At 68.0% G+C, this 25,340-nt stretch carries 21 protein-coding genes; 14 read left to right on the plus strand and 7 right to left on the minus strand.

Translation table 11 applies throughout. From position 1 onward, the window contains the following. Positions 1-38 precede the first annotated feature (38 nt). From rplI to rpsF, 4 genes are all read right to left on the minus strand, one after another. A complete protein-coding gene (rplI, locus tag ACFY5C_RS06350; RefSeq protein WP_353692496.1) occupies positions 39-485 on the minus strand; it encodes a 50S ribosomal protein L9 in 447 nt (148 codons plus the stop codon). 18 nt (positions 486-503) lie between these two features. Beyond that, the gene (gene rpsR, locus ACFY5C_RS06355) at positions 504-740 is read right to left on the minus strand and encodes a 30S ribosomal protein S18 (RefSeq protein WP_003949403.1); all 237 of its coding nucleotides are present in this window, start codon (positions 738-740) and stop codon (positions 504-506) included. A gap of 57 nt (positions 741-797) precedes the next feature. After that, complete coding sequence (locus tag ACFY5C_RS06360) at positions 798-1,400, minus strand: single-stranded DNA-binding protein (RefSeq protein ID WP_389441139.1); 603 nt, start codon at positions 1,398-1,400, stop codon at positions 798-800. A gap of 81 nt (positions 1,401-1,481) precedes the next feature. After that, positions 1,482-1,772, minus strand: coding sequence for a 30S ribosomal protein S6 (rpsF, locus tag ACFY5C_RS06365; protein ID WP_005482942.1), 291 nt, complete (start codon positions 1,770-1,772; stop codon positions 1,482-1,484). A 263-nt stretch (positions 1,773-2,035) separates the two neighbouring features. Here rpsF and ACFY5C_RS06370 point away from each other — a divergent pair, with 263 nt between their 5' ends. The 3 genes from ACFY5C_RS06370 (at position 2,036) to ACFY5C_RS06380 (ending at position 4,810) form a co-directional block, all read left to right on the plus strand. Continuing rightward, a complete protein-coding gene (locus ACFY5C_RS06370) occupies positions 2,036-2,344 on the plus strand; it encodes a hypothetical protein (RefSeq protein ID WP_328880546.1) in 309 nt (102 codons plus the stop codon). Between the two features lie 217 nt (positions 2,345-2,561). Further along, on the plus strand, positions 2,562-3,680 hold the full coding sequence (gene femX / locus ACFY5C_RS06375; protein ID WP_389441142.1) for a peptidoglycan bridge formation glycyltransferase FemX: 1,119 nt from the start codon (positions 2,562-2,564) through the stop codon (positions 3,678-3,680). 98 nt (positions 3,681-3,778) lie between these two features. Beyond that, entirely contained in the window at positions 3,779-4,810 is a 1,032-nt protein-coding gene (locus tag ACFY5C_RS06380; protein WP_328880544.1) for an alanine racemase, read from the plus strand. A gap of 119 nt (positions 4,811-4,929) precedes the next feature. Here the strand turns inward: ACFY5C_RS06380 and ACFY5C_RS06385 are convergent, their stop codons facing one another. Continuing rightward, positions 4,930-6,429 (minus strand): glycosyltransferase family 87 protein, encoded by a 1,500-nt coding sequence (locus tag ACFY5C_RS06385; RefSeq protein ID WP_389441145.1) that lies wholly within the window; start codon positions 6,427-6,429, stop codon positions 4,930-4,932. Positions 6,430-6,630: 201 nt separating this feature from the next. After that, on the minus strand, positions 6,631-9,324 hold the full coding sequence (locus tag ACFY5C_RS06390; RefSeq protein WP_389441147.1) for a transglycosylase domain-containing protein: 2,694 nt from the start codon (positions 9,322-9,324) through the stop codon (positions 6,631-6,633). 352 nt (positions 9,325-9,676) lie between these two features. On the opposite strand from ACFY5C_RS06390, the gene ACFY5C_RS06395 reads away from it, so the two are divergent. The 4 genes from ACFY5C_RS06395 (at position 9,677) to ACFY5C_RS06410 (ending at position 13,485) form a co-directional block, all read left to right on the plus strand. Next, positions 9,677-10,360 carry a PadR family transcriptional regulator gene (locus tag ACFY5C_RS06395; protein ID WP_389441149.1) on the plus strand — a complete coding sequence of 228 codons (684 nt, stop codon included), beginning with the start codon at positions 9,677-9,679 and terminating at the stop codon, positions 10,358-10,360. Positions 10,361-10,404: 44 nt separating this feature from the next. Beyond that, the gene (locus tag ACFY5C_RS06400; RefSeq protein WP_389441151.1) at positions 10,405-11,487 is read left to right on the plus strand and encodes an inositol-3-phosphate synthase; all 1,083 of its coding nucleotides are present in this window, start codon (positions 10,405-10,407) and stop codon (positions 11,485-11,487) included. A gap of 97 nt (positions 11,488-11,584) precedes the next feature. Further along, entirely contained in the window at positions 11,585-12,862 is a 1,278-nt protein-coding gene (locus ACFY5C_RS06405) for an MFS transporter (RefSeq protein WP_389441153.1), read from the plus strand. Between the two features lie 107 nt (positions 12,863-12,969). Then, complete coding sequence (locus ACFY5C_RS06410; RefSeq protein WP_389441155.1) at positions 12,970-13,485, plus strand: hypothetical protein; 516 nt, start codon at positions 12,970-12,972, stop codon at positions 13,483-13,485. 293 nt (positions 13,486-13,778) lie between these two features. Here the strand turns inward: ACFY5C_RS06410 and ACFY5C_RS06415 are convergent, their stop codons facing one another. Further along, positions 13,779-15,221, minus strand: coding sequence for a CCA tRNA nucleotidyltransferase (locus ACFY5C_RS06415; protein ID WP_389441158.1), 1,443 nt, complete (start codon positions 15,219-15,221; stop codon positions 13,779-13,781). A gap of 269 nt (positions 15,222-15,490) precedes the next feature. Here ACFY5C_RS06415 and ACFY5C_RS06420 point away from each other — a divergent pair, with 269 nt between their 5' ends. The 7 genes from ACFY5C_RS06420 (at position 15,491) to trxA (ending at position 25,261) form a co-directional block, all read left to right on the plus strand. Next, positions 15,491-17,905, plus strand: a complete 2,415-nt coding sequence (locus ACFY5C_RS06420) for a DUF6049 family protein (RefSeq protein ID WP_389441161.1) — start codon at positions 15,491-15,493, stop codon at positions 17,903-17,905. 45 nt (positions 17,906-17,950) lie between these two features. Beyond that, positions 17,951-20,197, plus strand: coding sequence for a murein biosynthesis integral membrane protein MurJ (gene murJ / locus ACFY5C_RS06425; protein WP_389441163.1), 2,247 nt, complete (start codon positions 17,951-17,953; stop codon positions 20,195-20,197). 137 nt (positions 20,198-20,334) lie between these two features. Continuing rightward, positions 20,335-22,056, plus strand: a complete 1,722-nt coding sequence (locus ACFY5C_RS06430; RefSeq protein WP_389441166.1) for a protein kinase family protein — start codon at positions 20,335-20,337, stop codon at positions 22,054-22,056. A 30-nt stretch (positions 22,057-22,086) separates the two neighbouring features. Further along, the gene (sigM, locus tag ACFY5C_RS06435) at positions 22,087-22,824 is read left to right on the plus strand and encodes an RNA polymerase sigma factor SigM (RefSeq protein WP_389441169.1); all 738 of its coding nucleotides are present in this window, start codon (positions 22,087-22,089) and stop codon (positions 22,822-22,824) included. Further along, positions 22,821-23,750: an anti-sigma factor family protein gene (locus ACFY5C_RS06440; protein ID WP_389441172.1), complete on the plus strand. Its 930-nt coding sequence runs from the start codon at positions 22,821-22,823 to the stop codon at positions 23,748-23,750. Before sigM ends, ACFY5C_RS06440 begins: the two co-directional genes overlap by 4 nt. 170 nt (positions 23,751-23,920) lie before the next feature. Then, on the plus strand, positions 23,921-24,889 hold the full coding sequence (gene trxB / locus ACFY5C_RS06445; protein WP_389441175.1) for a thioredoxin-disulfide reductase: 969 nt from the start codon (positions 23,921-23,923) through the stop codon (positions 24,887-24,889). 39 nt (positions 24,890-24,928) lie between these two features. Further along, positions 24,929-25,261, plus strand: coding sequence for a thioredoxin (gene trxA, locus ACFY5C_RS06450; RefSeq protein WP_031484651.1), 333 nt, complete (start codon positions 24,929-24,931; stop codon positions 25,259-25,261). Positions 25,262-25,340 lie beyond the last annotated feature (79 nt).

Here is a 25,340-nt window from a genome sequence, read left to right on the forward strand (position 1 = left end):
CGGCCCCTCATCTCAGCTGTTCAAGCCGAGCGCGGCAATCAGGCCGCGACAACCTCGATGTTGACCTTGGCGGCAACCTCGGGGTGCAGACGCACGGACGTCTCGTGGGCGCCCAGGGTCTTGATCGGCGCACCGAGCTCGATGCGGCGCTTGTCGACCTCGGGACCACCGGAAGCCTTGATCGCGGAAGCGATGTCGGCCGGGGTGACGGAACCGAAGAGACGACCGGCGTCGCCGGAGCGAACGGCCAGACGGACCTTGACGGCCTCGAGCTGGCCCTTGACCTGGTTGGCCTGCTCGATGGTCTGGATCTCGTGGATCTTGCGAGCACGACGGATCTGCTCGACGTCCTTCTCGCCGCCCTTGGTCCAGCGGATAGCGAACTTCCGCGGGATCAGGTAGTTGCGAGCGTAACCGTCCTTGACGTCAACGACGTCGCCCGCGGCACCGAGGCCGGAGACCTCGTGGGTGAGGATGATCTTCATGTTTCGGTCACCCTTCCCTTATCGCGCGGTGGAGGTGTAGGGCAGCAGCGCCATCTCACGGCTGTTCTTCACAGCCGTGGCGACGTCACGCTGGTGCTGCGTGCAGTTGCCGGTCACGCGGCGGGCACGGATCTTGCCGCGGTCGGAAATGAACTTCCGCAGCATGTTCGTGTCCTTGTAGTCCACGTACGTGACCTTGTCCTTGCAGAATGCGCAGACCTTCTTCTTCGGCTTGCGCACAGGCGGCTTCGCCATGATGTTTCTCCTGTGTGATCAAGAAGTGTGGGTACGACCCACCCTCGGCCCGGGGGCCTAGAAGGGGGGTTCGTCCGAGTAGCCGCCGCCCTGCTGACCGCCGCCGGAGTTTCCACCCCAGCCGCCGCCACCACCGCCGCCGCCCTGGTTGCCACCGGCGGGAGCGCCGGTCGCCCACGGGTCGTCGGCGGGAGCGCCGCCGCCCTGCTGACCGCCGCCGGGGCCACCGCCCCAGCCGCCGCCACCCTGGGCGCCACCGCCGCCGCCGTAACCACCCTGGCCACCGCGAGCGCCACCGGAGGTCTTGGTGACCTTGGCCGTGGCGTTACGCAGGCTGGCGCCGACTTCCTCGACGTCCAGTTCGTAGACCGTGCGCTTGACGCCCTCGCGGTCCTCGTAGGACCGCTGCTTCAGCCGGCCCTGCACGATGACGCGCATGCCTCGCTGGAGCGACTCCGCGACGTTCTCCGCCGCCTGACGCCAGACCGAGCAGGTCAGGAACAGGCTCTCGCCGTCCTTCCACTCGTTCGTCTGGCGGTCGAAGGTGCGGGGAGTGGACGCGACACGGAACTTCGCGACCGCCGCACCGGAAGGGGTGAAGCGCAGCTCGGGGTCATCGACAAGATTGCCGACGACCGTGATGACGGTCTCGCCTGCCATGGGGGAACCTCTCGGCGGGTTTGCTGCTCTGGCTGCTTGGTTGCTGCTACTCGAATCCCGAGCTCAGCTGAGCGGGAGAGCTCAGTGGGTCTCGGGACGGAGGACCTTGGTCCGGAGGACCGACTCGTTCAGGTTCATCTGGCGGTCGAGCTCCTTGACGACCGCAGGCTCGGCCTGCAGGTCGATGACCGAGTAGATGCCCTCGGGCTTCTTCTTGATCTCGTACGAGAGACGACGACGGCCCCAGGTGTCGACCTTCTCGACCTTGCCGTTGCCCTCACGGACGACGGAGAGGAAGTTCTCGATCAGGGGGGCGACAGCGCGCTCCTCCAGATCGGGGTCGAGGATGACCATCACCTCGTAGTGACGCATGTGGAACCCACCTCCTTTGGACTCAGCGGCCACGGTCGTTCCGTGGCAGGAGGGTTGTTATGCGTACGCAACGGTATCGGCCGCCACTGACAATCGGGGTGACCTCGCGGTCGCCCCGAGCTGGCCCGGGCAGACACCGGTGCAGACGGTACACAGTACCCGCACACCCGCTTCCGGTTGAAATCCGGCCGCCCTGGTCCACAATCTGTACACATCGGGTGTGTATGGCGCTACGATGCGCCGCCTTCCGCAGGAGGTGCCCTATGGCACAGGCAATGCGACCCAACACCGTCGGAGGCCTCTTCGCCACGGACGGAAAGTCCCATCCCATCCAGGACACCCTGCTCGTGGTGACCCTGGTGCTCGGCATCACGTCGTTCATCACGGCCCAGTTCCACTTCTTGCACCTGCTCAGCTCCTGGACAGGTCTGGTCGGCATCCTCACGGGCGCTTACGGCCAGTGGATCTCGGAGACGACCCGTGAGCGCTTCGGCCTGATCGTGGGTCTCGGCGCCTCTGGAGTCGGCTTCTTCCTCGGCATGGCACACGGCGGGCTCTTCGGCGGCTTCTGACGCCTGCTCGCACGCACTTCTCGCGCCGGTCACGGAGACCGACCTCCGAACACCGGCACATCAGCGCATAGAACACCCTCGAACGCCCCGGCGGCCTCATGGCCGGGGCGAAGCTGCCGTACGCCCAGTCGGGGCGCTCGCAAGGCGCAGTAGGCTTCGGCGCGAGAGCCGGAGCCCCTGAACCCATGGGGACACACCAGCCCGAGGAGCGCCCCGAATGAGCCTGACCCTGAGGACGATCAGTCGCGAGCAGCATCTGGCATACATCCAGAGCCTGCCGTCGGCGAGCCACATGCAGGTCCCGGCCTGGGCAGACGTCAAGGCGGAGTGGCGCTCGGAGAACCTCGGGTGGTTCGACAAGTCCGGCGAACTGGTCGGCGCCGGCCTCGTCCTCTACCGGCAGCTGCCCAAGATCAAGCGCTATCTCGCCTATCTGCCCGAGGGCCCGGTCATCAACTGGTTCACGCCGAATCTGACCGACTGGCTGGAACCGATGCTCGCGCATCTGAAGAACCAGGGCGCCTTCTCCGTGAAGATGGGCCCCCCGGTGATCATCAGGCGCTGGGAGGCCACGTCCATCAAGGCCGGCATCCAGAACCCGGACGTGAAGCGGCTGCGTGACATCGAGGCCGACTTCATCGAGCCGCGCGCCTTCGAGGTCGCCGACAAGCTCCGCCGCATGGGCTGGCAGCAGGGCGAGGACGGCGGGGCAGGCTTCGGCGACGTGCAGCCTCGCTACGTCTACCAGGTGCCGCTGGCCAACCGGTCCCTGGAAGAGGTCCACAAGAACTTCAACCAGCTGTGGCGACGCAACATCAAGAAGGCCGAGAAGGCCGGCGTCGAGGTCGTCCAGGGCGGTTACCAGGACCTCGCGGAGTGGCAGCGCCTGTACGAGATCACGGCCGTGCGCGACCACTTCCGCCCGCGCCCGCTGTCGTACTTCCAGCGCATGTGGACGGCCCTCAACACCGAGGACCCCAACCGCATGCGGCTGTACTTCGCCCGCCACAACGGCGTGAACCTGTCGGCGGCGACGATGCTGATCGTCGGCGGGCACGTCTGGTACTCCTACGGCGCCTCCGACAACATCGGCCGTGAGGTCCGGCCCTCGAACGCGATGCAGTGGCGGATGCTGCGCGACGCCTACGCGCTCGGCGCGACCGTCTACGACCTGCGCGGCATCTCCGACTCCCTGGACGAGACCGACCACCTCTTCGGGCTGATCCAGTTCAAGGTGGGCACGGGCGGCCAGGCCGCCGAGTACCTCGGCGAGTGGGACTTCCCGCTCAACAAGCTGCTCCACAAGGCACTCGACATCTACATGTCGCGTCGCTGACCTTGCGCTCTCTGCTTCGATACCGTCAACAGCTGCACCGTCGATAGCTTCCATACCTCTGATACACCGCAGCCACGAGAAAGGTTCCAGGTCCGGCCATGGCGCTCACGCTCTACGTCGACACCGCGCGCTGGCGGGCGCACCACAAGCACGTGCAGGAGCAGTTCCCGGGACTCGTCCCGGTCTGCAAGGGCAACGGCTACGGGTTCGGGCACGAGCGGCTGGCGGAGGAGGCCACTCGACTGGGCTCGGACGTCCTCGCCATCGGCACGACGTACGAGGCGGCGCGCATCAAGGACTGGTTCGGCGGTGACCTGCTGGTTCTGACGCCGTACCGGCGCGGCGAGGAGCCGGTGCCGCTGCCCGACCGGGTCATCCGCTCGGTGTCGTCGGTGGACGGCGTGTACGGGCTCGTGGGCGCCCGCGTCGTCATCGAGGTGATGTCCTCGATGAAGCGGCACGGAGTCAGCGAGCACGACCTGCCGCAGCTGCACGCCGCCATAGAGAACGTCCGGCTCGAGGGCTTCGCCATCCACCTGCCGCTGGACCGCACCGACGGCTCGGACGCCGTCGAGGAGGTCATCGGCTGGATGGACCGGCTGCGCGCGGCCCGGCTGCCGCTGCACACGATGTTCGTCAGCCACCTCAAGGCCGAGGAACTCGCCCGTCTCCAGCAGCAGTTCCCGCAGACCCGCTTCCGCGCCCGTATCGGCACACGGCTGTGGCTGGGGGACCACGACGCCACCGAGTACCGCGGCGCGGTCCTGGACGTCACCCGCGTCTCCAAGGGCGACCGCTTCGGCTACCGGCAGCAGAAGGCGGCCTCGGACGGCTTCCTGGTGGTCGTTGCCGGCGGTACCTCGCACGGGGTGGGCCTGGAGGCCCCCAAGGCGCTGCACGGCGTCATGCCGCGCGCCAAGGGCGTCGCCCGGGCCGGTCTGGCCACGGTCAACCGGAACCTGGCTCCCTTCGTATGGGGCGGCAAGCAGCGCTGGTTCGCCGAGCCGCCGCACATGCAGGTCTCGATCCTTTTCGTTCCCTCGGACGCGCCCGAGCCGAAGGTCGGGGACGAGCTCGTCGCCCATCTCCGGCACACCACCACGCAGTTCGACCGGATCGTGGACCGCTGAGCTGCCACACTCGGCAACGCCCGCCAACGCCGTAACAACGAAAGGCCGTACACGGACTCTGCCGTGTACGGCCTTTCGCGTGTACGGCCTCTCGCGTGTGCTTCCTACGCCGTGTTCGCTCAGAGCGAACCGCCGGGCGCCCCGCGGCTGCCCCACTCCACCTGCGGCCCCTCGAAGTGGGCCGCGTGCCGCGGGGGATGGGCTGCTTGGCCGAGCACGAACACGTCCTCCGCACCGTCGAGGACCCCTCCCGACGGGTCGTCGTCGCCGGCCCGGCGCACCGGGTCCCGCTCCGGCATGAGGATGTCCCGTACGACCACGGCGCACATGTACAGCGTTCCCAGCAGGTGCACGCCGATGGCCCAGTGGTAGCCGTCGGGCGGCAGTCCCTTGTGAGCGTCCCCGCTGGTCGTGTACGCGAGGTACAGCCAGATCCCGAGGAAGTACGCCACCTCGCAGGCCTGCCAGATGAGGAAGTCCCGCCACCTCGGCCGGGCCAGCACCGCCAGAGGCACCAGCCACAGGACGTACTGCGGGGAGTAGACCTTGTTGGTGAGGATGAACGCCGCGACGATCAGGAAGGCCAGCTGGGCGAAGCGCGGGCGGCGCGGTGCGGTCAGCGTGAGTGCGGCAATGCCGAGACAGCACAGCAGCATCAGCAGCGTGGCGAGCGTGTTGACCGTCTCGGTGCTCAGCGGGTCGCTGGAGTTCTGGGCCAGGATCAGCCAGAAGGAGCCGAAGTCCACCCCTCGTTCCTGGCTGAACCGGTAGAACTGCGACCAGCCGTCCCAGGCCAGGAGCATCACCGGAAGGTTCACGACCAGCCAGGCCACTGCCGTGCCGCCCAGCGCCTTCCCGAAATCCCGCCACTTGCCCGCGCGCCAGCACAGGACGAACAGCGGGCCGAGGAGGAAGACGGGATAGAGCTTCGCGGCCGTGGCGAGCCCCAGCAGGACGCCGAAGGCGAGCGCGCGGCCACGTGACCACATCAGCATCGCCGCGGCCGTCAGAGCGACGGCCAGCAGGTCCCAGTTGATGGTCGCGGTCAGTGCAAAGGCGGGCGCCAGGGCGACCAGCAGGCCGTCCCAGGGACGCCTGGCATGCGTGCGGGTCACGCAGACGGCGATGACGGCCGCGCAGACCATCAGCATGCCGGCGTTGACCATCCAGTACCACTGCTCCTGGTCCTGGATGCTGCCGCTGCCCGTCGTGAGCCAGGAGGCGACTTCCATGAACACACCGGTCAGCACCGGGTACTCGAGGTACTGCATGTCGCCGGGAAGCTTGTCGAAGTACGGCACCAGCCCGTCGGCGAAACCACGCCCCTGGAACAGGTGCGGGATGTCCGAGTAGCAGGCATGCGTGTACTGCGAGCTGGCGCCGAAGAACCAGGCGCCGTTGTAGCAAGGTGCCTTCTGGACCAGCCCGAGGGCGAACATGCCGATCGCCACGAGCACGATGATCCGCACCGGAGTCCACCAGGACGTGCCGAGCAGGGCCCGCCGTCCGATGGGGCCACCGATCAGCTCACTCCCGTTGGCGGCGACCTCGTCCTCTCTGGTCGGCCGCACCAGGTCCGGCTCGTGCACGCTCGTGGGCGTCGTCTCTGCGCTGGGCATGGGGCACATCCTGCCGTACGTGTCTGAGAACGGTGCGAGGGCGACGGGATGAGCGGCTGAGTGTTTCACGTGAAACCGACGTTTCACGTGAAACAGGCCTCGCCCGCCACCCGCAATCGGCCCCGCTCATGACGAAGGCCGGTGGCCGGCTCCCCGTTGCGTGGGTGCCGGCCACCGGCCTTCTGACGTCGGACGAGCCCGTCAGCCTGACGGTCCGCCGAAGATGCCTCCGTTGCCGTTGGCATTGCCGTTGTTGTTACCGTCCGTCTCGGTTTCCGTAGGCGTCGGCGTGGAGGTCACCCCTCCGTCCGTGCCGCCGTTGTCCGAGCCTCCGACGTCATTGCACTGGAAGCCGAAGCAGGTCTCGGTCGGCGTAGGCGTCGGCGAGATCAGCGACTCACTGGGCGTCGGACTCGGAGTCGGGCTGGCTTCCTCGGTCTCACTGGGCGTGGGGCTGGGCGTCGGCGTGGGGATGTCGTTGACGACCTCACCGATGGGCGTCGGCACCGGGAACGGAGTCGGCTTCGTGCCCTTCAGCGCCTGCTCCATGTAGTCGTGCCAGATCTCGGCCGGGAACGAAGCACCGTGGATCTTCTCCTGACCGCCCGTTCCGAACATCTTCAGGAACTCGCGGTTCTGGTTCTTCTCGTTGTCGTCCAGCCGGAACATCGCGATCGAGGTCGACAGCTGCGGGGTGTAGCCCACGAACCATGCCGACCGGTTGCCGTCCGTGGTACCCGTCTTGCCGGCCACCTCACGGTCGCTCAGCTGGGCGCTGGTGCCCGTGCCCTTTTCGACGACAGTCTTCAGGACGTCCGTGACGTTGTCGGCGACCTCCGGGGTGAAGGCCTCCTTGGTCTGGGTCTTGTAGGAGAAGACCTCGCCGTCCTTGTCCGTCACCTTCTTGACGGAATAGGGGGCACGCTGCTTTCCGCTGGACGCGAAGGTGGCGTAGGCCCCCGCCATACGGATCGCGCTGGGCTGAGAGGTGCCGATGGAGAAGGACGGGTAGTCCGTACCGGTCAGGCTGCTCTCCAGGATGCCGGCGTCCTCGGCCGCCTCCTTCACCTTGTCCAGCCCGATGTCCATGCCGAGCTGCACGAAGGCGGAGTTCACCGAGTTCCTCATCGCCTCACGGAGGTCGATCCGGTAGGCGGGAGGAGTGCCGTACGACTCATCGCCGTCGTTGACCTGGTTCCATTCCTCCCCCTTCTCGTTCCGCCAGATGTCGCCCTTGTAGTCCCTGATCTTGAGCTTGTTCTTGCCGCTGTACAGGCTCTTCGGCGACACCTGGGTGCGCTCGTCCTGCGCCTGTTCCCCTTCGAGGGCCGGGTTCCGAACGCCCCACTTCATCGCGGCCGCGAGCACGAACGGCTTGAAGGTCGAACCGACCTGGGCGCCAGTGACGTCGGCGTTGTTGGTGAAGTGCTTCGTCGCGTCCTCACCGCCGTAGATGGCCTTGATGGCACCGGTCGCCGGATCCACCGAAGCCCCACCGAACTGCACGTGGGTGTCCGTCTCCGGACGCTTCTCGGGCTTGATGTTCGCCTTCTGGACCTTCTTCACCGAGTCTTCGAGTTCCTTGACCTTCTTCTTGTCGAAGGTCGTCTGGATCGAGAGGCCGCCCTCTCGCAGCTTCTGCTCGGTGACGTTGGTCGTTTTGCTGTTGTTGACCAGGTAGCCGTTGGCGAGGTCCACGAGGTAGCCGATCTGGCCGCTCAGCGCGGAATTGAAGCGCGGGTTCTTCCAGTCGGGCAGCTCGGTGTACTTGGCTCGCACCTCAGGGCTCAGATGTCCGTACTGGACCATCTTGTCGAGGGTGTCCTGCATCTGGATCAGGGCACGCTTCTGGTTGGCCTTGGCATTCGCCGCGGGGTCGATGGACTGGGAACCCGCGGGGTCGTAGTACGTGGCGCCCTTGAGCGTGGCCGCCAGGAACGCGCACTCGCCTTCGTTCAGCTTGATGGCGTCCTTGTTGAAGTACGCGCGGGCGGCGGCCTGGATCCCGTAGGCGTTGCGCCCGTAGTAAGCGGAGTTCAGGTAGCCGGCCATGATGTCGTCCTTCGACACCGTGGTGCCCACCTTGACCGAGATGAAGATCTCCTTGAACTTCCGTGAGAGCGTCTGGGACTGGTCGCCCAGCCTCGCGTTCTTCACGTACTGCTGGGTGATGGTGGAGCCACCCTGCGTCTCGCCACCGGTGGCCATGTTGAACACGGCGCGGGCGATGCCCTTCGGGTCGATGCCGCTGTCGCTGTAGAAGGTCTTGTTCTCCTGCGAGATCACGGCGTTCTGCATCGCCTTGGGAATCTGCGACAGGTTGATGATCTGCCGGTTGGTCTCGCCACCGGTGGAGACCATCTCGCTGCCGTCGGCCCAGTAGTAGACGTTGTTCTGCGCCGTAGCGGTCTCGTCCACCTGCGGGACGCCCACCATGGCGTAACCGATACCGGCCACAGCCACCAGGCTCCCGAGAAAACCGACGAACAGGCCAGCCACGAGCTTCCATGACGGCACCCAGCGCGCGACGCCGTACTTGCCCGCCCGGGGATAGTCGACGAACCGCTTCTTCCCAGGGGGAGCGGCACGCCCTCGGCCCCGGCCGGGACCGGGGGCACCGCCGGGAGCGGCGCGGCGGCCGCCCCGGCCCGGTTCCGCCGCTCTGCGGCGGCCACCGCCGCTTCTCTGGGCGGCGCGTCGTGCCTCGGCACGCCCGCCGTACGGGCGTTCCTCGCCTTCCGAACCGCTGACACCCGACCCGTACGAGTCGGAAGGAGATCCGGTGGCGCCTCGCGGTGCCGCACGGCGGCCGGAGGACGAGCCGGACTGGCCGCGTCGGGCCGCGGCACGTCCGCCGTCCTGCGGCTGCGGCGGTTTGCGACGGTGCTCGCTCATCGAACGACTACTCCTCGGGCAGGCGCACCCCTGCGCGCCTGACAACGGCGGCTGATTTCCGGTCCCCCCGAAGTACGGATGTGGTCGGTTCTGCATTCACCCGTACTGCACCAAGGACAACGACGCCCTCAGGGGTCACGCGGTTCCCGGTGCTGTGCATGGCGCACAGACTACGCACCGTCAAAGCCCGCCTAGACCCGAACTTCACCCCAAATCAGGCAACTCGCTCCACATGAATCGTTGATGTGATCCCGTTCACCGTTCCCCCACTTGTCGCGCCCGGAAGGCCGTTCTATCGTCTAGATGTATCGAGTCGATACATCAGCGCGAGATATGACGAGGAGGCGAGGGGATGAGCCGACGGTCCGGGATCCTCGAGTTCGCCGTCCTCGGACTGCTCCGCGAGTCCCCCATGCACGGCTACGAGCTGCGCAAACGACTCAATACGTCACTGGGTGTGTTCCGCGCGTTCAGCTACGGCACGCTCTACCCCTGCCTCAAGACGCTGGTCGCCAACGGCTGGTTGATCGAGGAACCGGGGCACACCGCCGAGGACGCCCTTGCCGCACCACTCGCGGGGCGTCGCGCAAAAATCGTCTACCGGTTGACGGCGGAAGGTAAGGAGCATTTCGAGGAACTGCTCTCGCAGACCGGCCCCGACGCGTACGAGGACGAGCACTTCGCTGCCCGATTTGCCTTCTTCGGACGCACTCCGCAGGACGTGCGCATGCGCGTGCTCGAGGGCCGACGCAGCCGGCTGGAGGAGCGTCTGGAGAAGATGCACGCCTCCCTGTCACGCACGCGAGAGCGCCTCGACGACTACACGCTTGAGCTCCAGCGCCACGGGATGGAGTCCGTGGAGCGCGAAGTGCGCTGGCTGAACGAGCTCATCGAGAGCGAGCGGGCCGGGCGGGACCTGAAGGGTTCCGCTGCCGGGGGGTCCGCTCAGCAGGACACCACAACTGGAGAGCCGGGCGATCTGCCCCGTCCCGGGGACACCCCCGGGACGGATTCGCCCGGCGACACCGCCACGTGAGAGCTCAGTCAGGGCCTCACTCGTACACACAGGGAGCAACCGGAATGGGTTCGGTTCGCGTAGCCGTCGTCGGCGTGGGCAACTGCGCCGCGTCGCTGGTTCAGGGAGTCGAGTACTACAAGGACGCCGACCCGGCGTCCAAGGTCCCCGGCCTGATGCACGTGCAGTTCGGCGACTACCACGTCCGTGACGTCGAGTTCGTCGCCGCCTTCGATGTCGACGCGAAGAAGGTCGGCCTCGACCTCGCGGACGCCATCGGCGCCAGCGAGAACAACACCATCAAGATCTGCGACGTGCCGCGCACCGGCGTGACCGTCCAGCGCGGCCACACCCTCGACGGTCTCGGCAAGTACTACCGCGAGACCATCGAGGAGTCCGCCGACGCGCCGGTCGACATCGTCCAGGTCCTCAAGGACAAGCAGGTCGACGTCCTCGTCTGCTACCTGCCCGTCGGTTCCGAGGACGCGGCGAAGTTCTACGCCCAGTGCGCCATCGACGCCAAGGTCGCGTTCGTCAACGCCCTGCCGGTCTTCATCGCCGGTACGAAGGAGTGGGCGGACAAGTTCACCGAGGCGGGCGTCCCGATCGTCGGCGACGACATCAAGTCCCAGGTCGGTGCCACCATCACGCACCGCGTCATGGCGAAGCTGTTCGAGGACCGCGGCGTCGTCCTGGACCGCACGATGCAGCTGAACGTCGGCGGCAACATGGACTTCAAGAACATGCTCGAGCGCGAGCGCCTCGAGTCCAAGAAGATCTCCAAGACGCAGGCCGTCACCTCGCAGATCCCCGACCGTGAGCTCGGCGAGAAGAACGTCCACATCGGCCCGTCGGACTACGTGGCGTGGCTCGACGACCGCAAGTGGGCCTACGTCCGCCTGGAGGGCCGTGCCTTCGGTGACGTCCCGCTGAACCTGGAGTACAAGCTCGAGGTCTGGGACTCCCCGAACTCCGCCGGCGTGATCATCGACGCCCTGCGCGCCGCGAAGATCGCCAAGGACCGTGGCATCGGCGGCCCGATCCTCTCGGCGTCGAGCTACTTCATGAAGTCCCCGCCGGTGCAGTACTTCGACGACGTGGCCCGCGAGAACGTCGAGAAGTTCATCAAGGGCGAGGTCGAGCGCTAAGCACCGCGGCGCCGTAGCTGAACGCTCCTGCCAGAGCTGCCGAGGGTCCCCGGGTTGTACCGCCCGGGGACCCTCCCCGTATGTGAGGCTGTGCCCCATGTCCGTCGTACGCGACCTGCGGGTCCTGCTGCGCTTCGGGAACTTCCGCCGCCTGCTCGTCGTACGCCTGCTCTCGCAGGGCGCCGACGGCGTCTTCCAGACCGCGCTCGCCACGTACGTCGTCTTCTCCCCGGAGAAACAGACGTCGGCCACAGCGATCGCCTCCGCGATGGCCGTCCTGCTCCTGCCCTACTCCCTGGTGGGCCCCTTCTCCGGCGTCCTCCTGGACCGCTGGCGCCGCCGCCAGGTCCTTGTGTACGGCAGCCTGCTGCGCACCGTGCTGGCCTCGGCGACGGCCGTACTGATCGTCACCGACGTCCCGGACTGGCTCTTCTACGTCTCCGCCCTGTGCGTCACCGCCGTCAACCGCTTCGTCCTGTCCGGCCTGTCCGCCGCACTGCCACGCGTGGTCGACGAGGAACGCCTCGTGATCGCCAACTCCCTTTCCCCGACCGCCGGAACTCTGGCCGCGACCGCGGGTGCCGGCCTGGCATTCGTCGTACGGCTGGTGGTCTGGGACTCCGATGCGGCCGTGGTGCTTCTGGGTGCCGCCCTGTACCTGTGCGCCGGGCTGGCGGCACTGCGCATGTCGCGGGAACTGCTCGGCCCGGATCGCGAGTTGGTGCAGCCACGCATAACGACGGCCCTGGCCGGCACCGCGCGCGACCTGGCCGCAGGTGTCAGCCATCTAGCCACGCCACCGCGCCGGGAGGCCGTCTGGGCTCTGCTCACGATGACCCTGATGCGCTTCTGCTATGGCGCCCTGCTGGTCATGGTGCTGATGCTGTGCAGGTACGCCTTCTCGTCGAACGCGGATGACGGACTCGCCCTGCTGGGGCTGGCGTTGGGGATCTCCGGCGCCGGCTTCTTCGCGGCGGCGGCCGCAACCCCCTGGGCGGCGGGGCGCTTGGGTCCCGGCCGCTGGATCGCCGTGTGCGCGGCGGTCGCCGCACTCCTGGTGCCCACGCTCGGCCTGCCCTTCGCCACAACTCCCATGCTGGTCGCGGCTTTCGTCCTCGGCCTGACGACGCAGGGGGCGAAGATCGCGACGGACACGATCGTGCAGGCCTCGGTCGAGGACGGCTTCCGTGGCCGGATCTTCTCCGTCTACGACGTGCTGTTCAACGTCGCGTTCGTCGGCGCGGCCGGAGTGGCCGCCCTTGTACTGCCGCCGGACGGCCGCTCAGCACCTCTCGTGGTCGCAGTCGCCGTTGTCTACGCGGCAGTTGCGGTGGCTATGGCCCGCTTTGAACACCGCTCTGTGTCACATCAATGACACAGAGTCCTCTGCGGCTACGGGACTGTCAGTGGTGGCCGGTAACTTACGTGCGTCTTATATCGCGCATTGTTCGCGCCACGCACCCATGTTCCAGGGGGACCCAAGTGACAACTCCGCCGCCCACAGGCAACCCGTTCGCCCAGGGCCAGAACCCGTACGCCCAGGGCCAGCAGCCCGTCGGCCCGCCTCAGGGCCAGGCCCCGTATCCGCCCCAGGGCGGATACCCGCAGCAGCCTGGGCAGCCGGGGTTCCCTCCGCAGGGGGCGGCGCCGTATGCGCCGGTTCCGCCGCAGCCCGAACGCAAGTGGACCTTTAAGAAGGTCAAGAACGTCGTCGTGGCCGTGGTTGTCGTCGGCGTGGTCGTCGGCGGCTTCATAGCCAGCCGGGACGACGCCAACACGGCAAAGGTCGGCGACTGCATGAGCATCGCCAACCCCGACAGCATCACCGACCCGGATCTCGAAGTGGTCGACTGCGGCGAATCCAAGGCCGCGTACAAGGTCGCCGAGAAGAAGGACGGCACCTCGTCCGGCTGCGACCGCACGAAGTACTCCGAGTACACACAGAGCGGCGACGGAGACTCCTTCACCCTGTGCCTTGAGGACCTCTCGCCCAAGTAAGCCGCGACCATACTCCGAGGAGCGTCGTTCCACGCGAAACGCTGCAGGGGGCATCGAACGGCGCCGCATCACCTCCGATGCGGCGCCGTTACATGTGCGAGACGAGGGCGCTAGCGCCTGGGCAAAGGTGATGCTTCACGACACACCCGCCGCGCACATGGGACGTTGGCCAGATCTGGCCGCTACCCAAAGGACTCACCCTCACGTGAGGGCGATGTTTCACGTGAAACATCGCCCCGCGACGTATCCCGGTGGGTGTGTTTCACGTGAAACACACCCCTGCCTCCCAGGACTCAGCCCTGCTCGGCCCACCACTCCTTCAGCGCCGCCACCGCCGCGTCTTGCTCCATCGGGCCGTTCTCCAGCCGCAGTTCCAGCATGTGCTGGTACGCGCGGCCGATCACCGGACCGGGACCGACGCCAAGGATCTCCATGATCTGGTTGCCGTCGAGGTCGGGGCGGATGGCGTCCAGTTCTTCCTGCTCCTGGAGTTGCGCGATCCGCCCCTCCAGGCCGTCGTATGCGCGGGACAGTGCAGCCGCCCTGCGCTTGTTCCGCGTGGTGCAGTCCGAGCGGGTCAGCTTGTGGAGGCGGTCCAGGAGCGGCCCGGCGTCACGGACATAGCGGCGGACAGCGGAGTCCGTCCACTCTCCGGTGCCGTAGCCGTGGAAGCGCAGGTGGAGTTCGACCAGACGTGAGACGTCCTTCACGAGCTCGTTGGAGTACTTCAACGCCATCATGCGCTTCTTCGTCATCTTCGCGCCGACCACCTCGTGGTGGTGGAACGAGACCCGGCCGTCCTTCTCGAAGCGACGTGTGCGAGGCTTGCCGATGTCGTGGAGCAGCGCGGCGAGGCGGAGGGTCAGGTCAGGGCCGTTCTCCTCCAGCGCCATAGCCTGCTCCAGGACGATCAGCGAGTGCTCGTAGACGTCCTTGTGACGGTGGTGCTCGTCACTCTCCAGCCGCAGAGCCGGCAGCTCGGGCAGCACATGGTCGGAAAGCCCGGTGTCCACCAGGAGCCTCAGCCCCTTGCGCGGGTGGGCGGACAGGATCAGCTTGTTCAGCTCGTCCCGCACCCGCTCCGCCGAGACGATCTCGATCCGCCCGGACATCTCCTGCATCGCCGTGACAACCTCGGGAGCGACCTCGAAGTCGAGCTGCGCCGCGAAACGCGCCGCCCGCATCATGCGCAGCGGATCGTCCGAGAAGGACGCCTCGGGAGTGCCCGGCGTGCGCAGTACCCGCTCCGCGAGGTCCTCCAGACCGCCGTGCGGATCGACGAACTCTTTCTCCGGAAGCGCGACGGCCATGGCGTTCACGGTGAAGTCACGCCGGACGAGGTCCTCCTCGATCGAGTCGCCGTACGACACCTCCGGCTTACGGGAGGTCCGGTCGTACGCCTCGGACCGGTAGGTGGTCACCTCGATCTGGTAACCGTCCTTCTGTGCCCCGACCGTGCCGAAGGCGATCCCGACCTCCCACACGGCGTCCGCCCACGGCCGCACGATCGTCAACACGTCCTCGGGACGGGCATCAGTCGTGAAGTCGAGATCGTTGCCGAGCCGACCGAGCAGCGCGTCCCGGACCGATCCGCCGACCAGGGCGAGTGAGAACCCGGCCTCCTGGAAACGGCGGGCAAGGTCGTCGGCAACAGGGGCAACCCGCAACAGTTCACTTACCGCGCGGTGCTGCGCCTGGTTCAGGGCGCTGGGCTTTTCTTCGTTGGCGTTCGGCACAACAGAAGAGGGTACGTGGCCCGGCCGACGGTGGGCGCCCCCATTAAAGGTGCATCCCGGGGCCCGCAGACAGCTCCCGCGATACGCGCACAAGATCTGCCCTTGCGACCTACGAAACGCTCCTCTCAATACGGGCACATACGGGACAGGCCGCCACTGTGAACCGATCTTGTGGAGGAGACCGCGGCACTTCCCCTCAGCGCGCATCGTTACCATGCGTGGACGCACATTCCGACGACCACTGACGACGACGAGGGACGGACGAGCGCGTGGCCGAGGCGGCAGACTTCCAGGGGATGAGTCCCTCACCTGCCCGCCGGTGGATGCGGCGCACCGGAGCACTGCTTGCCGGGGCGCCTCTGCTGGCCGGGCTGCTTCAGCTGCCCACCGCCGCGCCCGCGCAGGCTGCGGGGCAGGACTCCGTGAAGGCCGCTTCCGGCTCGGGCACGGTGGCTGTCGCTGTGGACTCGCTCACTCCCTCCGCCCCCAGTGACGGTGACACGCTGACCGTGTCCGGCACGGTGACCAACACGGGCAAGCAGGCCGTCACCGACGCGCAGGTGGACCTGCGTCTCGGGGGCACCCTCAACACCCGCTCGGCCATCGACAGGGTCGCCGCGCGCAGCGAATACCAGCAGGGCGTCGACGGAGCCCCGGTGGGCGGGAAGTACGTCAAGGAGTTCTCCAAGCTCACCCCCGGGGTGTCCCAGCGCTTCAGCATCTCCGTACCGGTCGACAAGCTGGATCTCGGGGAGGACGGGGTCTATGAGTTCGCCGTCTCCCTGTCCGGTGAGACGTCCGCGCGTCCGTGGGACCAGGTGCTCGGCATCCAGCGGACGTTCCTGCCGTGGCAGCCCGACGAGGCCGACCCGAAGACCCGTACAGCGGTGATGTGGCCCCTCATCTCCACCGCACACATGACGGCGCAGACGGGGTCGGACGAGTCGCAGACGCCGGTCTTCCATGACGACGAACTCGCCAAGGAGATCGCTCCCGGCGGCCGCCTCGAGCAGCTCGTATCGCTAGGCAAGGACCTCGACGTCACCTGGGTGATCGACCCCGACCTGCTGGCCTCCGTGGACGCGATGACGGAGCGCTACCGCGTCCAGGGCGAGGGTGATGCGACGACGGCGGGCACCCACCAGGCGCTCGCCAAGCAGTGGCTGGCCGAGCTGCAGGAGGCCGTGCAGGACAAGGAGGTCGTCGCGCTGCCCTTCGGCGACCCCGACCTGGCTTCCCTGGCTCACAACGGCACGAATGTCACCGGCTCGCTCAGCCACCTCAAGGAAGCCTCCGACGTCGCCGCCGACACGGTCGACTCGATCCTGCACGTGGAGCCGACCACCGACTTCGCATGGCCCGTGGACGGCGCCGTGGACCCGTCCATCGTCAAGGTCGCCACCTCCGCCGGCGCGGACAAGGTGATCGCCCGCAGCGACAGCCTCGCCGAGACGGCCGGGCTGCCCTACACGCCCTCCGCGCCCCGCCCCGTCGGCGGCGGTACGACAGCGGTCGTCACGGACGCTCGGATGTCGACGCTGTTCCAGGGCAACCTGACAAGGGCCTCGAGCTCGACACTCGCCGTGCAGAGGTTCCTGGCGCAGAGCCTGGCCCTCAACCTCCAGACGGACAATCAGCGCAGCATCGTCGTCGCCCCGCAGCGGATGCCTACCGCGAGCCAGGCCCGCGCGATGGCCGAGGCAGTGACGGCACTCCAGGACGGCACGTGGTCCCAGTCACAGGACCTCACCGCCGCCGCCACGGCCAAGCCCGACCCCGCCGCCACCACGCAGGTGCCTCCGGCGTCCAAGTACCCCTCCTCGCTGCGCAATCAGGAGCAGGAGCTGCCGCGATCCGCCTTCAAGCAGATCGCGACCACGCAGGGCAAGCTCGACAAGTTCAAGGTGATCCTCACCAACCAGGACCGGGTGGTGACCCCCTTCGGGCGGGCCATGAACCGGGAGATGTCCACGTCGTGGCGTGGCCGCCCCGCAGAGGCAGCTGACTATCGCAACGGCGTGGAAGCGTACGTCGACTCCCTGGCCGGCCAGGTCACGCTGATCGACAAGTCCGAGACCAAGCTGTCCGGACGCAGCGCCACGATTCCGGTGACGGTGCAGAACAACCTGGTGCAGGGCGTCGAGCACCTGGTGCTGCGGCTCTCCTCTGGTAGCCCGAGGCGGCTCGAGATCGGTGGGGAGCGCTTCGACGAACAGCGCGTGGCGGTGTCCGGCGGGCACAGCCAGACGGTGAAGTTCACCACGTCGGCTCAAGCCAACGGCCAGGCCACGGTCGTAGCCCAGCTGTACACCGAGGACGGCCAGAAGTACGGCGCACCGGTCACCTTCGACGTGAAGGTCACCGAGTTCACTGCCACCGTGATGCTGGTCATCGGCGGCGGTTTCCTCCTGCTCGTCCTCGCCGGGTTCCGTATGTACACGCAGCGCAAGCGCGCGGCGGCGCGGGCGGCCGAGGCGGACGGTCCGGAGGAGACGAGCGAGGCGGAGGGCGATCCGGAGAACCCGGAAGGCCCCGAGGACCGTCTCACGGCAGAGGACCTTCTCAAGGAGGAGTCCCGCGCGGACGCCCGGGAAGAGGGCCCGGAGCAGCCGAGTGACCCGGCACCGGACACCGCAGCGGAAAGCGCCGACCCGTCCGGCACGGGTGAGAGAGTGGACCGTTGAGCGATGTCGTGGCCGGTGGGCCCGGGACGATGAGGTGGGGTAACCATGAACGCGCCGTACGACGGTGACCGCGGCCAGGCCGCGGGCCCCTCGGGGCACCCCGAGGGCCCGCCGCCCGAGGACGGCCAGGTACCGCCGCAGCACCCCGCGGACATGTACCTCCAGGACGCCTACGACCAGGACCCCTACCGGGCCCAGGACCTCTCGTCCCAGGACCCGGTCGCAGAGGCGCTGTACGACCGTGCCGCGCATCCGCCGCCCCCGCCGGGCACGTACCCGCCGCAGCAGCAGCTGTACGCCCAGCCTCCCCAGTCGCCGTACGCTCCCGACCCCCAGGTGTGGGCGCAGACCCCGGCGCCCGAGCCGGAGGGCCCGACGCAGTACCTGCCGTACGGCGACGACCCCCGTACGACCCAGTACGTCGGCGTCGACGACCTCGTCACGCACTCCACCGAGAACCACCCGGAGCACGACGCCTTCGCGCACCTCTTCCGGGACCAGCAGCAGGGCGGCCACCCGCAGTACCAGCCGCCGACGGTCCCGGGACCTTCCCCGGCGCCTGCCGGGGGCCCCTACCCGGGCCCTGTGGCACCTGCCGCGGCCGAGGCCGCCGCACCGACGGCGACGCCCGCTCCGGCCCCTGCGCCGACCGCCAAGAAGGGCGGGCGGGCCGGCGGCCTGCTGAAGTCGAGCGCCGTGATGGCGGCGGGCACGATGGTGTCCCGGCTCACCGGGTTCGTCCGGTCCATGATGATCGTTTCGGCACTGGGGCTCGGCCTGCTCGGCGACTCGTTCCAGGTCGCCTACCAGTTGCCGACGATGATCTACATCCTGACCGTCGGCGGCGGCCTCAACTCCGTCTTCGTGCCGCAGCTCGTGCGGGCGATGAAGGACGACGAGGACGGCGGCGAGTCCTACGCGAACCGGCTGCTGACCCTGGTGATGGTGGCACTCGCCGCACTCACCGCCCTTGCGATGTTCGGCGCGCCGCTCCTGGTCAGGGCGCTGTCCACCCCGGTCGCCAACGATCCCGCCGCCAACGAAGTGGCCGTCACCTTCACCCGCTACTTCCTGCCCTCGATCTTCTTCATGGGCGTTCACGTGGTGATGGGACAGATCCTCAACGCGCGCGGCAAGTTCGGCGCGATGATGTGGACGCCGGTCCTGAACAACATCGTCATCATCGTGACGCTGGGAATGTTCCTCTGGGTGTACGGCACCGCCGAGCGCTCCGGCATGACCGTCACGAACATTCCGCCGGAGGGCCAGCGGCTCCTCGGCATCGGCGTCCTGCTCGGCCTGGTCGTCCAGGCCCTGGCGATGATCCCGTACCTGCGCGAGACGGGCTTCCGACTGCGGCTGCGGTTCGACTGGAAGGGCCACGGTCTCGGCAAGGCGGCGATGCTCGCGAAGTGGACGATCCTGTTCGTCCTGGCCAACCAGGCCGGCGCGCTGGTGGTCACCCAGCTGTCCACCGCCGCCGGCGTCGACGCCGATGTCGACGGCACCGGCTTCGCCGCCTACGCCAACGCACAGCTGATCTGGGGCCTGCCGCAGGCCATCATCACGGTCTCGCTGATGGCCGCCCTGCTGCCACGGCTCTCGCGCTCCGCCGCCGAGGGCGACAGCGGGGCCGTCCGGGACGACATCTCCCAGGGCCTGCGGACGACGGCCGTCGCCATCGTCCCCATCGCCTTCGGCTTCCTGGCCCTGGGCATCCCGATGTGCACGCTGATGTTCGGCTCCTCGGGCACCAGCGAGGCCACCAACATGGGCTTCATGCTGATGGCCTTCGGCCTCGGCCTCATCCCGTACTCCGTGCAGTACGTGGTCCTGCGCGCCTTCTACGCCTACGAGGACACCCGGACCCCCTTCTACAACACGGTGATCGTCGCGGCGGTCAACGCCATCGCCTCGGCCGCCTGCTACTTCGTCATCCCGGCCCGCTGGGCCGTCGTCGGCATGGCCGCCTCCTACGGCCTGGCCTACGCGATCGGCGTCGGCATCGCCTGGAGCCGACTGCGCAAGAAGCTGGGCGGCGACCTCGACGGCACCCGCGTGATGCGGACGTACGCCAGACTCTGCATCGCCTCGGTGCCCGCGGCCCTGCTGAGCGGTGCGGCCTGCTATGGGATCGCCCAGACCCTCGGCCAGGGCGTCATCGGCTCCTTCGCAGCCCTGCTGGCCGGCGGAGCCGTCCTCCTCGGGATCTTCTTCGTCGCCGCCCGCAGGATGCGCATCGAGGAGCTGAACTCACTGGTCGGCATGGTTCGCGGGCGCCTGGGTCGCTGAACCTTGGGTACGCGCACAACCATCGTCCGCCACCGTGTGTCGTGCATAGCGGCGGACTGTGGGCACAATTGGTTTCGGCGTCGGACGGCGCGCACTGAGTCGGACGGCGCGCAACGAATGGGGAGGCAGGAACGACGGTGGCGGAACGGAGCACGGCTGCCGTCGACGTGGCAGACAACAGCGGCGATGAGCCGCTGACCGCTCAGGCGGACCAGTCCACGGCCGACGGGGTGGCCAAGAATCGGGAGCGGGACACGGACATCGACGAGGCACAGGGGAGTGGCGGGACCGAGGGTCCCGGAAAGGCCTCACCGCCCGAACTGCACAGCGGTCACAAACTCGCCAGACGCTACCGCCTCGAGGAGTGCGTCACCCGTCTGGACGGCTTCAGCAGCTGGCGTGCGGTCGACGAGAAACTCCGTCGCGCCGTCGGCGTCCACATCCTGCCCGCGGATCACACCCGGGCCCGTTCCGTACTGGCCGCCGCCCGCTCCTCCGCGCTGCTCGGCGACCCCCGGTTCGTCCAGGTCCTCGACGCCGTCGAGGAGAACGACCTCGTCTACGTCGTTCACGAATGGCTCCCCGACGCCACCGAACTGACCACCCTGCTCGCCTCCGGTCCGCTCGAGGCGTACGACATCTACCAGATGGTCACCCAGGTGTCCGCCGCCATGGCGGCCGCTCACCGCGAGGGTCTGGCGCATCTGCGCCTCAACCCGAACGCCGTGCTGCGTGCATCGACCGGCCAGTGGCGCATCCGCGGCCTCGCCGTGAACGCCGCCCTGCGCGGCATCAGCTCCGACACCCCGCAGCGCGCCGACACCGAAGCCATCGGCGCCCTGCTGTACGCCGCGCTCACCCAGCGCTGGCCGTACGAGAGCGACGCCTACGGCCTGTCCGGGCTGCCCAAGGACATCGGGCTGATCGCCCCCGACCAGGTGCGCGCCGGCGTCCACCGCGGCCTGTCCGAGCTCGCCATGCGCGCGCTGGCCAACGACGGTGCGACCGCGTCCCGCCACGAGTCCGCGTGCACGACGCCGGAGGAACTGGTGAAGGCGATCGGCGAGATGCCCCGCATCCGCCCGCCGGAGCCCGCGTTCACGGCCCCGCCGGACTATCAGCACACGACATACCAGCAGGGCACGTACGGCCGCCGACAGGCGTCGCATCCGGGCGCCACCCAGCCGGTACCGACCCCGCCGCCCCCGCTGCAGAGCCGCACCGGAAAGGCCCTGAAGTGGGCCGTCTCGGCCCTCCTGATCGCGGCCCTGGGCCTCGGCAGCTGGCAGCTCGCTGATGCGCTCATGGACCAGGGCAGCAAGCCCGAGGACGGCAGCCAGACACAGACGACGGACGACAACGACAAGAACGGCGACAACAGCAAGCCGGTCCGGCCGATCAAGATCCAGAACGCCCAGGAGTTCGTCGCGAAGGGCGGCGCTCAGGCGCCGGAGGACGTGGCGAAAACATACGACGGCGACAGCTCGTCGTACTGGCGCACCAAGAGCTTCGTCGACGGCCCGGAGATGAACCCCGCGTTCAAGCCCGGTGTCGGCATCGTCTACGACCTCGGATCGTCGCAGTCGGTGTCGGCCGCTTCGATAGGGCTTCTGTATCCCGGCGACCACACGACCGTCTCGCTCTACGCGTCGGACTCCCTGACGCCCTCGTCGCTGGACTCAATGGAAAAGATCGGCACCGTCACGACGAGCGGCACCAGTGCGACGGTGAAGGTCACCAAGCCGGTGAAGACCCAGTACGTTCTGGTGTGGCTCACCGCCATGCCTCATGCGGACGGGGACCAGTACAGCGGTTCCGGGTACAAGCAGGCGGTCACCGACCTGAAGTTCACCGGCTAGAGCTCACCACGTCCAAGGGGAGGGGGTCCGATGGCAGAGGGCACCGCACACCGCGAGGTGAGCGACCAGGATCTCCTGGCCCTCCATGTGAAGGGCGACCCCGATGCCTTCGGTGAGCTCGTGCGGCGTCATCGTGATCGGCTCTGGGCGGTGGCGCTGCGGACGCTCGGAGACCGCGAGGAGGCCGCTGACGCCGTCCAGGACGCCCTCGTGTCCGCCTACCGGGCCGCCCACACGTTCAGAGGCCAGTCGGCCGTCACGACGTGGCTGCACCGGATCACGGTGAACGCCTGCTTGGACCGGGCCCGCAAAGCGGCCTCGCGGAAGACCTCCCCCGTCGACGACACCGAACGGCTGGAGCAGTTGCTGGAGCCTCACGAGGAGGCATCCGCTCCGGCCGAGCGCAACGATCTGCATCGCCAGCTGCTGGAGGCCCTCGGCACGCTGCCGCCCGACCAGCGGGCGGCACTCGTCCTGGTGGACATGCAGGGATACCCGGTCGCGGAGGCCGCCCGGGTCCTCGATGTGCCGACCGGCACCGTCAAGAGCAGATGCGCGCGGGGCAGAGCCAGACTCCTGCCTCTCGTCACGCATCTCCGCCCGGAAAGCGCCCGTGACGGCAAGGTCTCCGGCGAGAGGCGGAACCGGACGCAGGGGGCATCCGTCCCACCGGCAGCGGGTCCTCATGACACGGCGCAACCCAAGGATCCGCGCGACACCGGACCGAGTGATTCAGCAGCAGTGAAGGGCGGAGGTGGGCGAGCGTGACATCCACGACGGACACGGCCGGGCACCCGGACGTCACCGAGCTCTCCGACCTCACCGAAGGCCTACTCCCTCCGGCCAGGACCACCGAGGTACGGAGTCATCTGGACCAGTGCGAAGTGTGCGCCGACGTCCAGGCTTCGCTCGAGGAGATCCGGGAGCTGCTCGGCACCCTGCCCGGACCGGCGCGCATGCCCGCCGACGTCGCCGGACGCATCGATGCCGCCCTCGCCGCAGAGGCTCTGCTCAATGCGACGGCGCCCGACAGCGTCGATGTACCGACGCTCGCGGGAGAGACCCACACTCCTATCTCCGGTGCGGACGACAGCGCGCATGTTTCACGTGAAACATCGGCAGCGACCGACCGCCCGGCAGGGCATGCCCGCTCCTCGACCACCGGTCCCGGCCGCAAGGACCGCAAGAAGCTCGGGCGCCGCAGGGTGGCGGTCCTCGGCGCCGCCTTCACAGCTGCCGCCCTCGGACTCGGCTCCGTGCTGCTGACCTCACTGATGGGCGGCGGAGGGGCCGGCCCATCGGCCGATGGCGGGCAGACCACCGCCGACACCTTCTCCGCAGCGAAGCTGGAGGAGCAGGTCACGGATCTTCTCGCCGCGACCGAGAGCTCTCCGGGTACATCGCGTGGTCCGGACCGCAGCATGGGCATAGAGGGCACCCCCGACGACGAGAGCCCCAAGATCCTGCGCGAGATCACTGTGCCCGACTGCGTCAGGAAGGGCATCAACCGCGACGACGCGGCGCTCGCCGCTGAGCAAGGCGTCTACCAGGGCAAGGACGCTCTCCTCGTCGTCATGCCGGACGCTTCTGACGTCAGCCGGGTCACCGTCTATGTCGTGGACGCGACCTGTGTGAAGCAGCCGTCGTCGACCACGGCCAAGGTTCTCCTCAAGGACTCCTACCCGCGTTCCTGAGACCCCGGCCGCTTCTCCCCGTCCGGCCCGTCAACCCCTACGCTGTGGCGTCACCGTGTGCCCGGACACAGCGGGAATGCGCGCCCCTTAGGATCCGTTGGGTGGGGTGAGAGTCCTGAAAGGGGCTCCCCCCGGCCCTTCGACGCAGTCCAGAGACGAGGAATCAAGCCGTGAGCGATGTCCGTAACGTGATCATCATCGGCTCCGGGCCCGCCGGTTACACGGCGGCGCTCTACACCGCGCGCGCGTCGCTGAAGCCGCTCGTGTTCGAGGGAGCCGTCACCGCAGGCGGTGCGCTCATGAACACGACCGAGGTCGAGAACTTCCCGGGCTTCCAGGACGGCATCATGGGCCCCGAGCTCATGGACAACATGCGCGGCCAGGCAGAGCGCTTCGGAGCCGAACTCATCCCGGACGACATCGTCAACGTCGACCTGAGCGGTGAGATCAAGACCGTCACCGACACCGCGGGCACCGTCCACCGGGCCAAGGCCGTCATCGTCGCCACCGGCTCGCAGCACCGCAAGCTCGGTCTGCCGAACGAGGACGCCCTCTCCGGCCGCGGCGTCTCCTGGTGCGCGACGTGCGACGGCTTCTTCTTCAGGGACCAGGACATCGCCGTGATCGGCGGCGGTGACACCGCGATGGAGGAGGCCACCTTCCTCTCGCGCTTCGCCAAGTCCGTGACGATCGTCCACCGTCGCGACACCCTGCGCGCCTCGAAGGCGATGCAGGACCGTGCCTTCGCCGACCCGAAGATCAAGTTCATCTGGGACAGCGAGGTGGCCGAGGTCCAGGGCGAGCAGAAGCTCTCCGGCCTGAAGCTGCGCAACCTCAAGACCGGCGAGCTCTCGGACCTGGCGGTCACCGGCCTGTTCATCGCAATCGGCCATGACCCCCGCACCGAGCTGTTCAAGGGCCAGCTGGAGCTGGACCAGGAGGGCTACCTCAAGGTCGAAGCCCCCTCCACCCGGACCAACCTGACCGGTGTCTTCGGCGCCGGCGACGTGGTCGACCACACCTACCGCCAGGCGATCACCGCAGCCGGTACCGGCTGCTCCGCCGCTCTGGACGCCGAGCGCTTCCTCGCGGCCCTCTCGGACGAGGAGCAGGCCGAGCCCGAGAAGACCGCTGTCTGACCTCCACCCACCCCACGCACCACAGTTAAGGAGCCCGCCGTGGCCGGCACCCTGAAGAACGTGACCGACGACTCCTTCGAGCAGGACGTCCTCAAGAGCGACAAGCCCGTCCTGGTGGACTTCTGGGCCGCCTGGTGCGGCCCGTGCCGCCAGATCGCGCCCTCCCTCGAGGCGATCGCCGCCGAGCACGGCGACAAGATCGAGATCGTCAAGCTCAACATCGACGAGAACCCGGGTACGGCCGCCAAGTACGGCGTCATGTCCATCCCGACGCTGAACGTCTACCACAACGGCGAGGTCGCCAAGACCATCGTCGGCGCGAAGCCGAAGGCCGCGATCCTCCGCGACCTCGAGGACTTCATCGCCGAGTGATGTTTCACGTGAAACACGAATGGGCCAACCCTCTCGGGTTGGCCCATTCGCATGAGAGGGGCCCAGAGTCCAGAGCACC

Origin of the sequence: Streptomyces sp. NPDC012935, from assembly GCF_042900345.1 — a bacterium.
Lineage (GTDB): Bacteria > Actinomycetota > Actinomycetes > Streptomycetales > Streptomycetaceae > Streptomyces.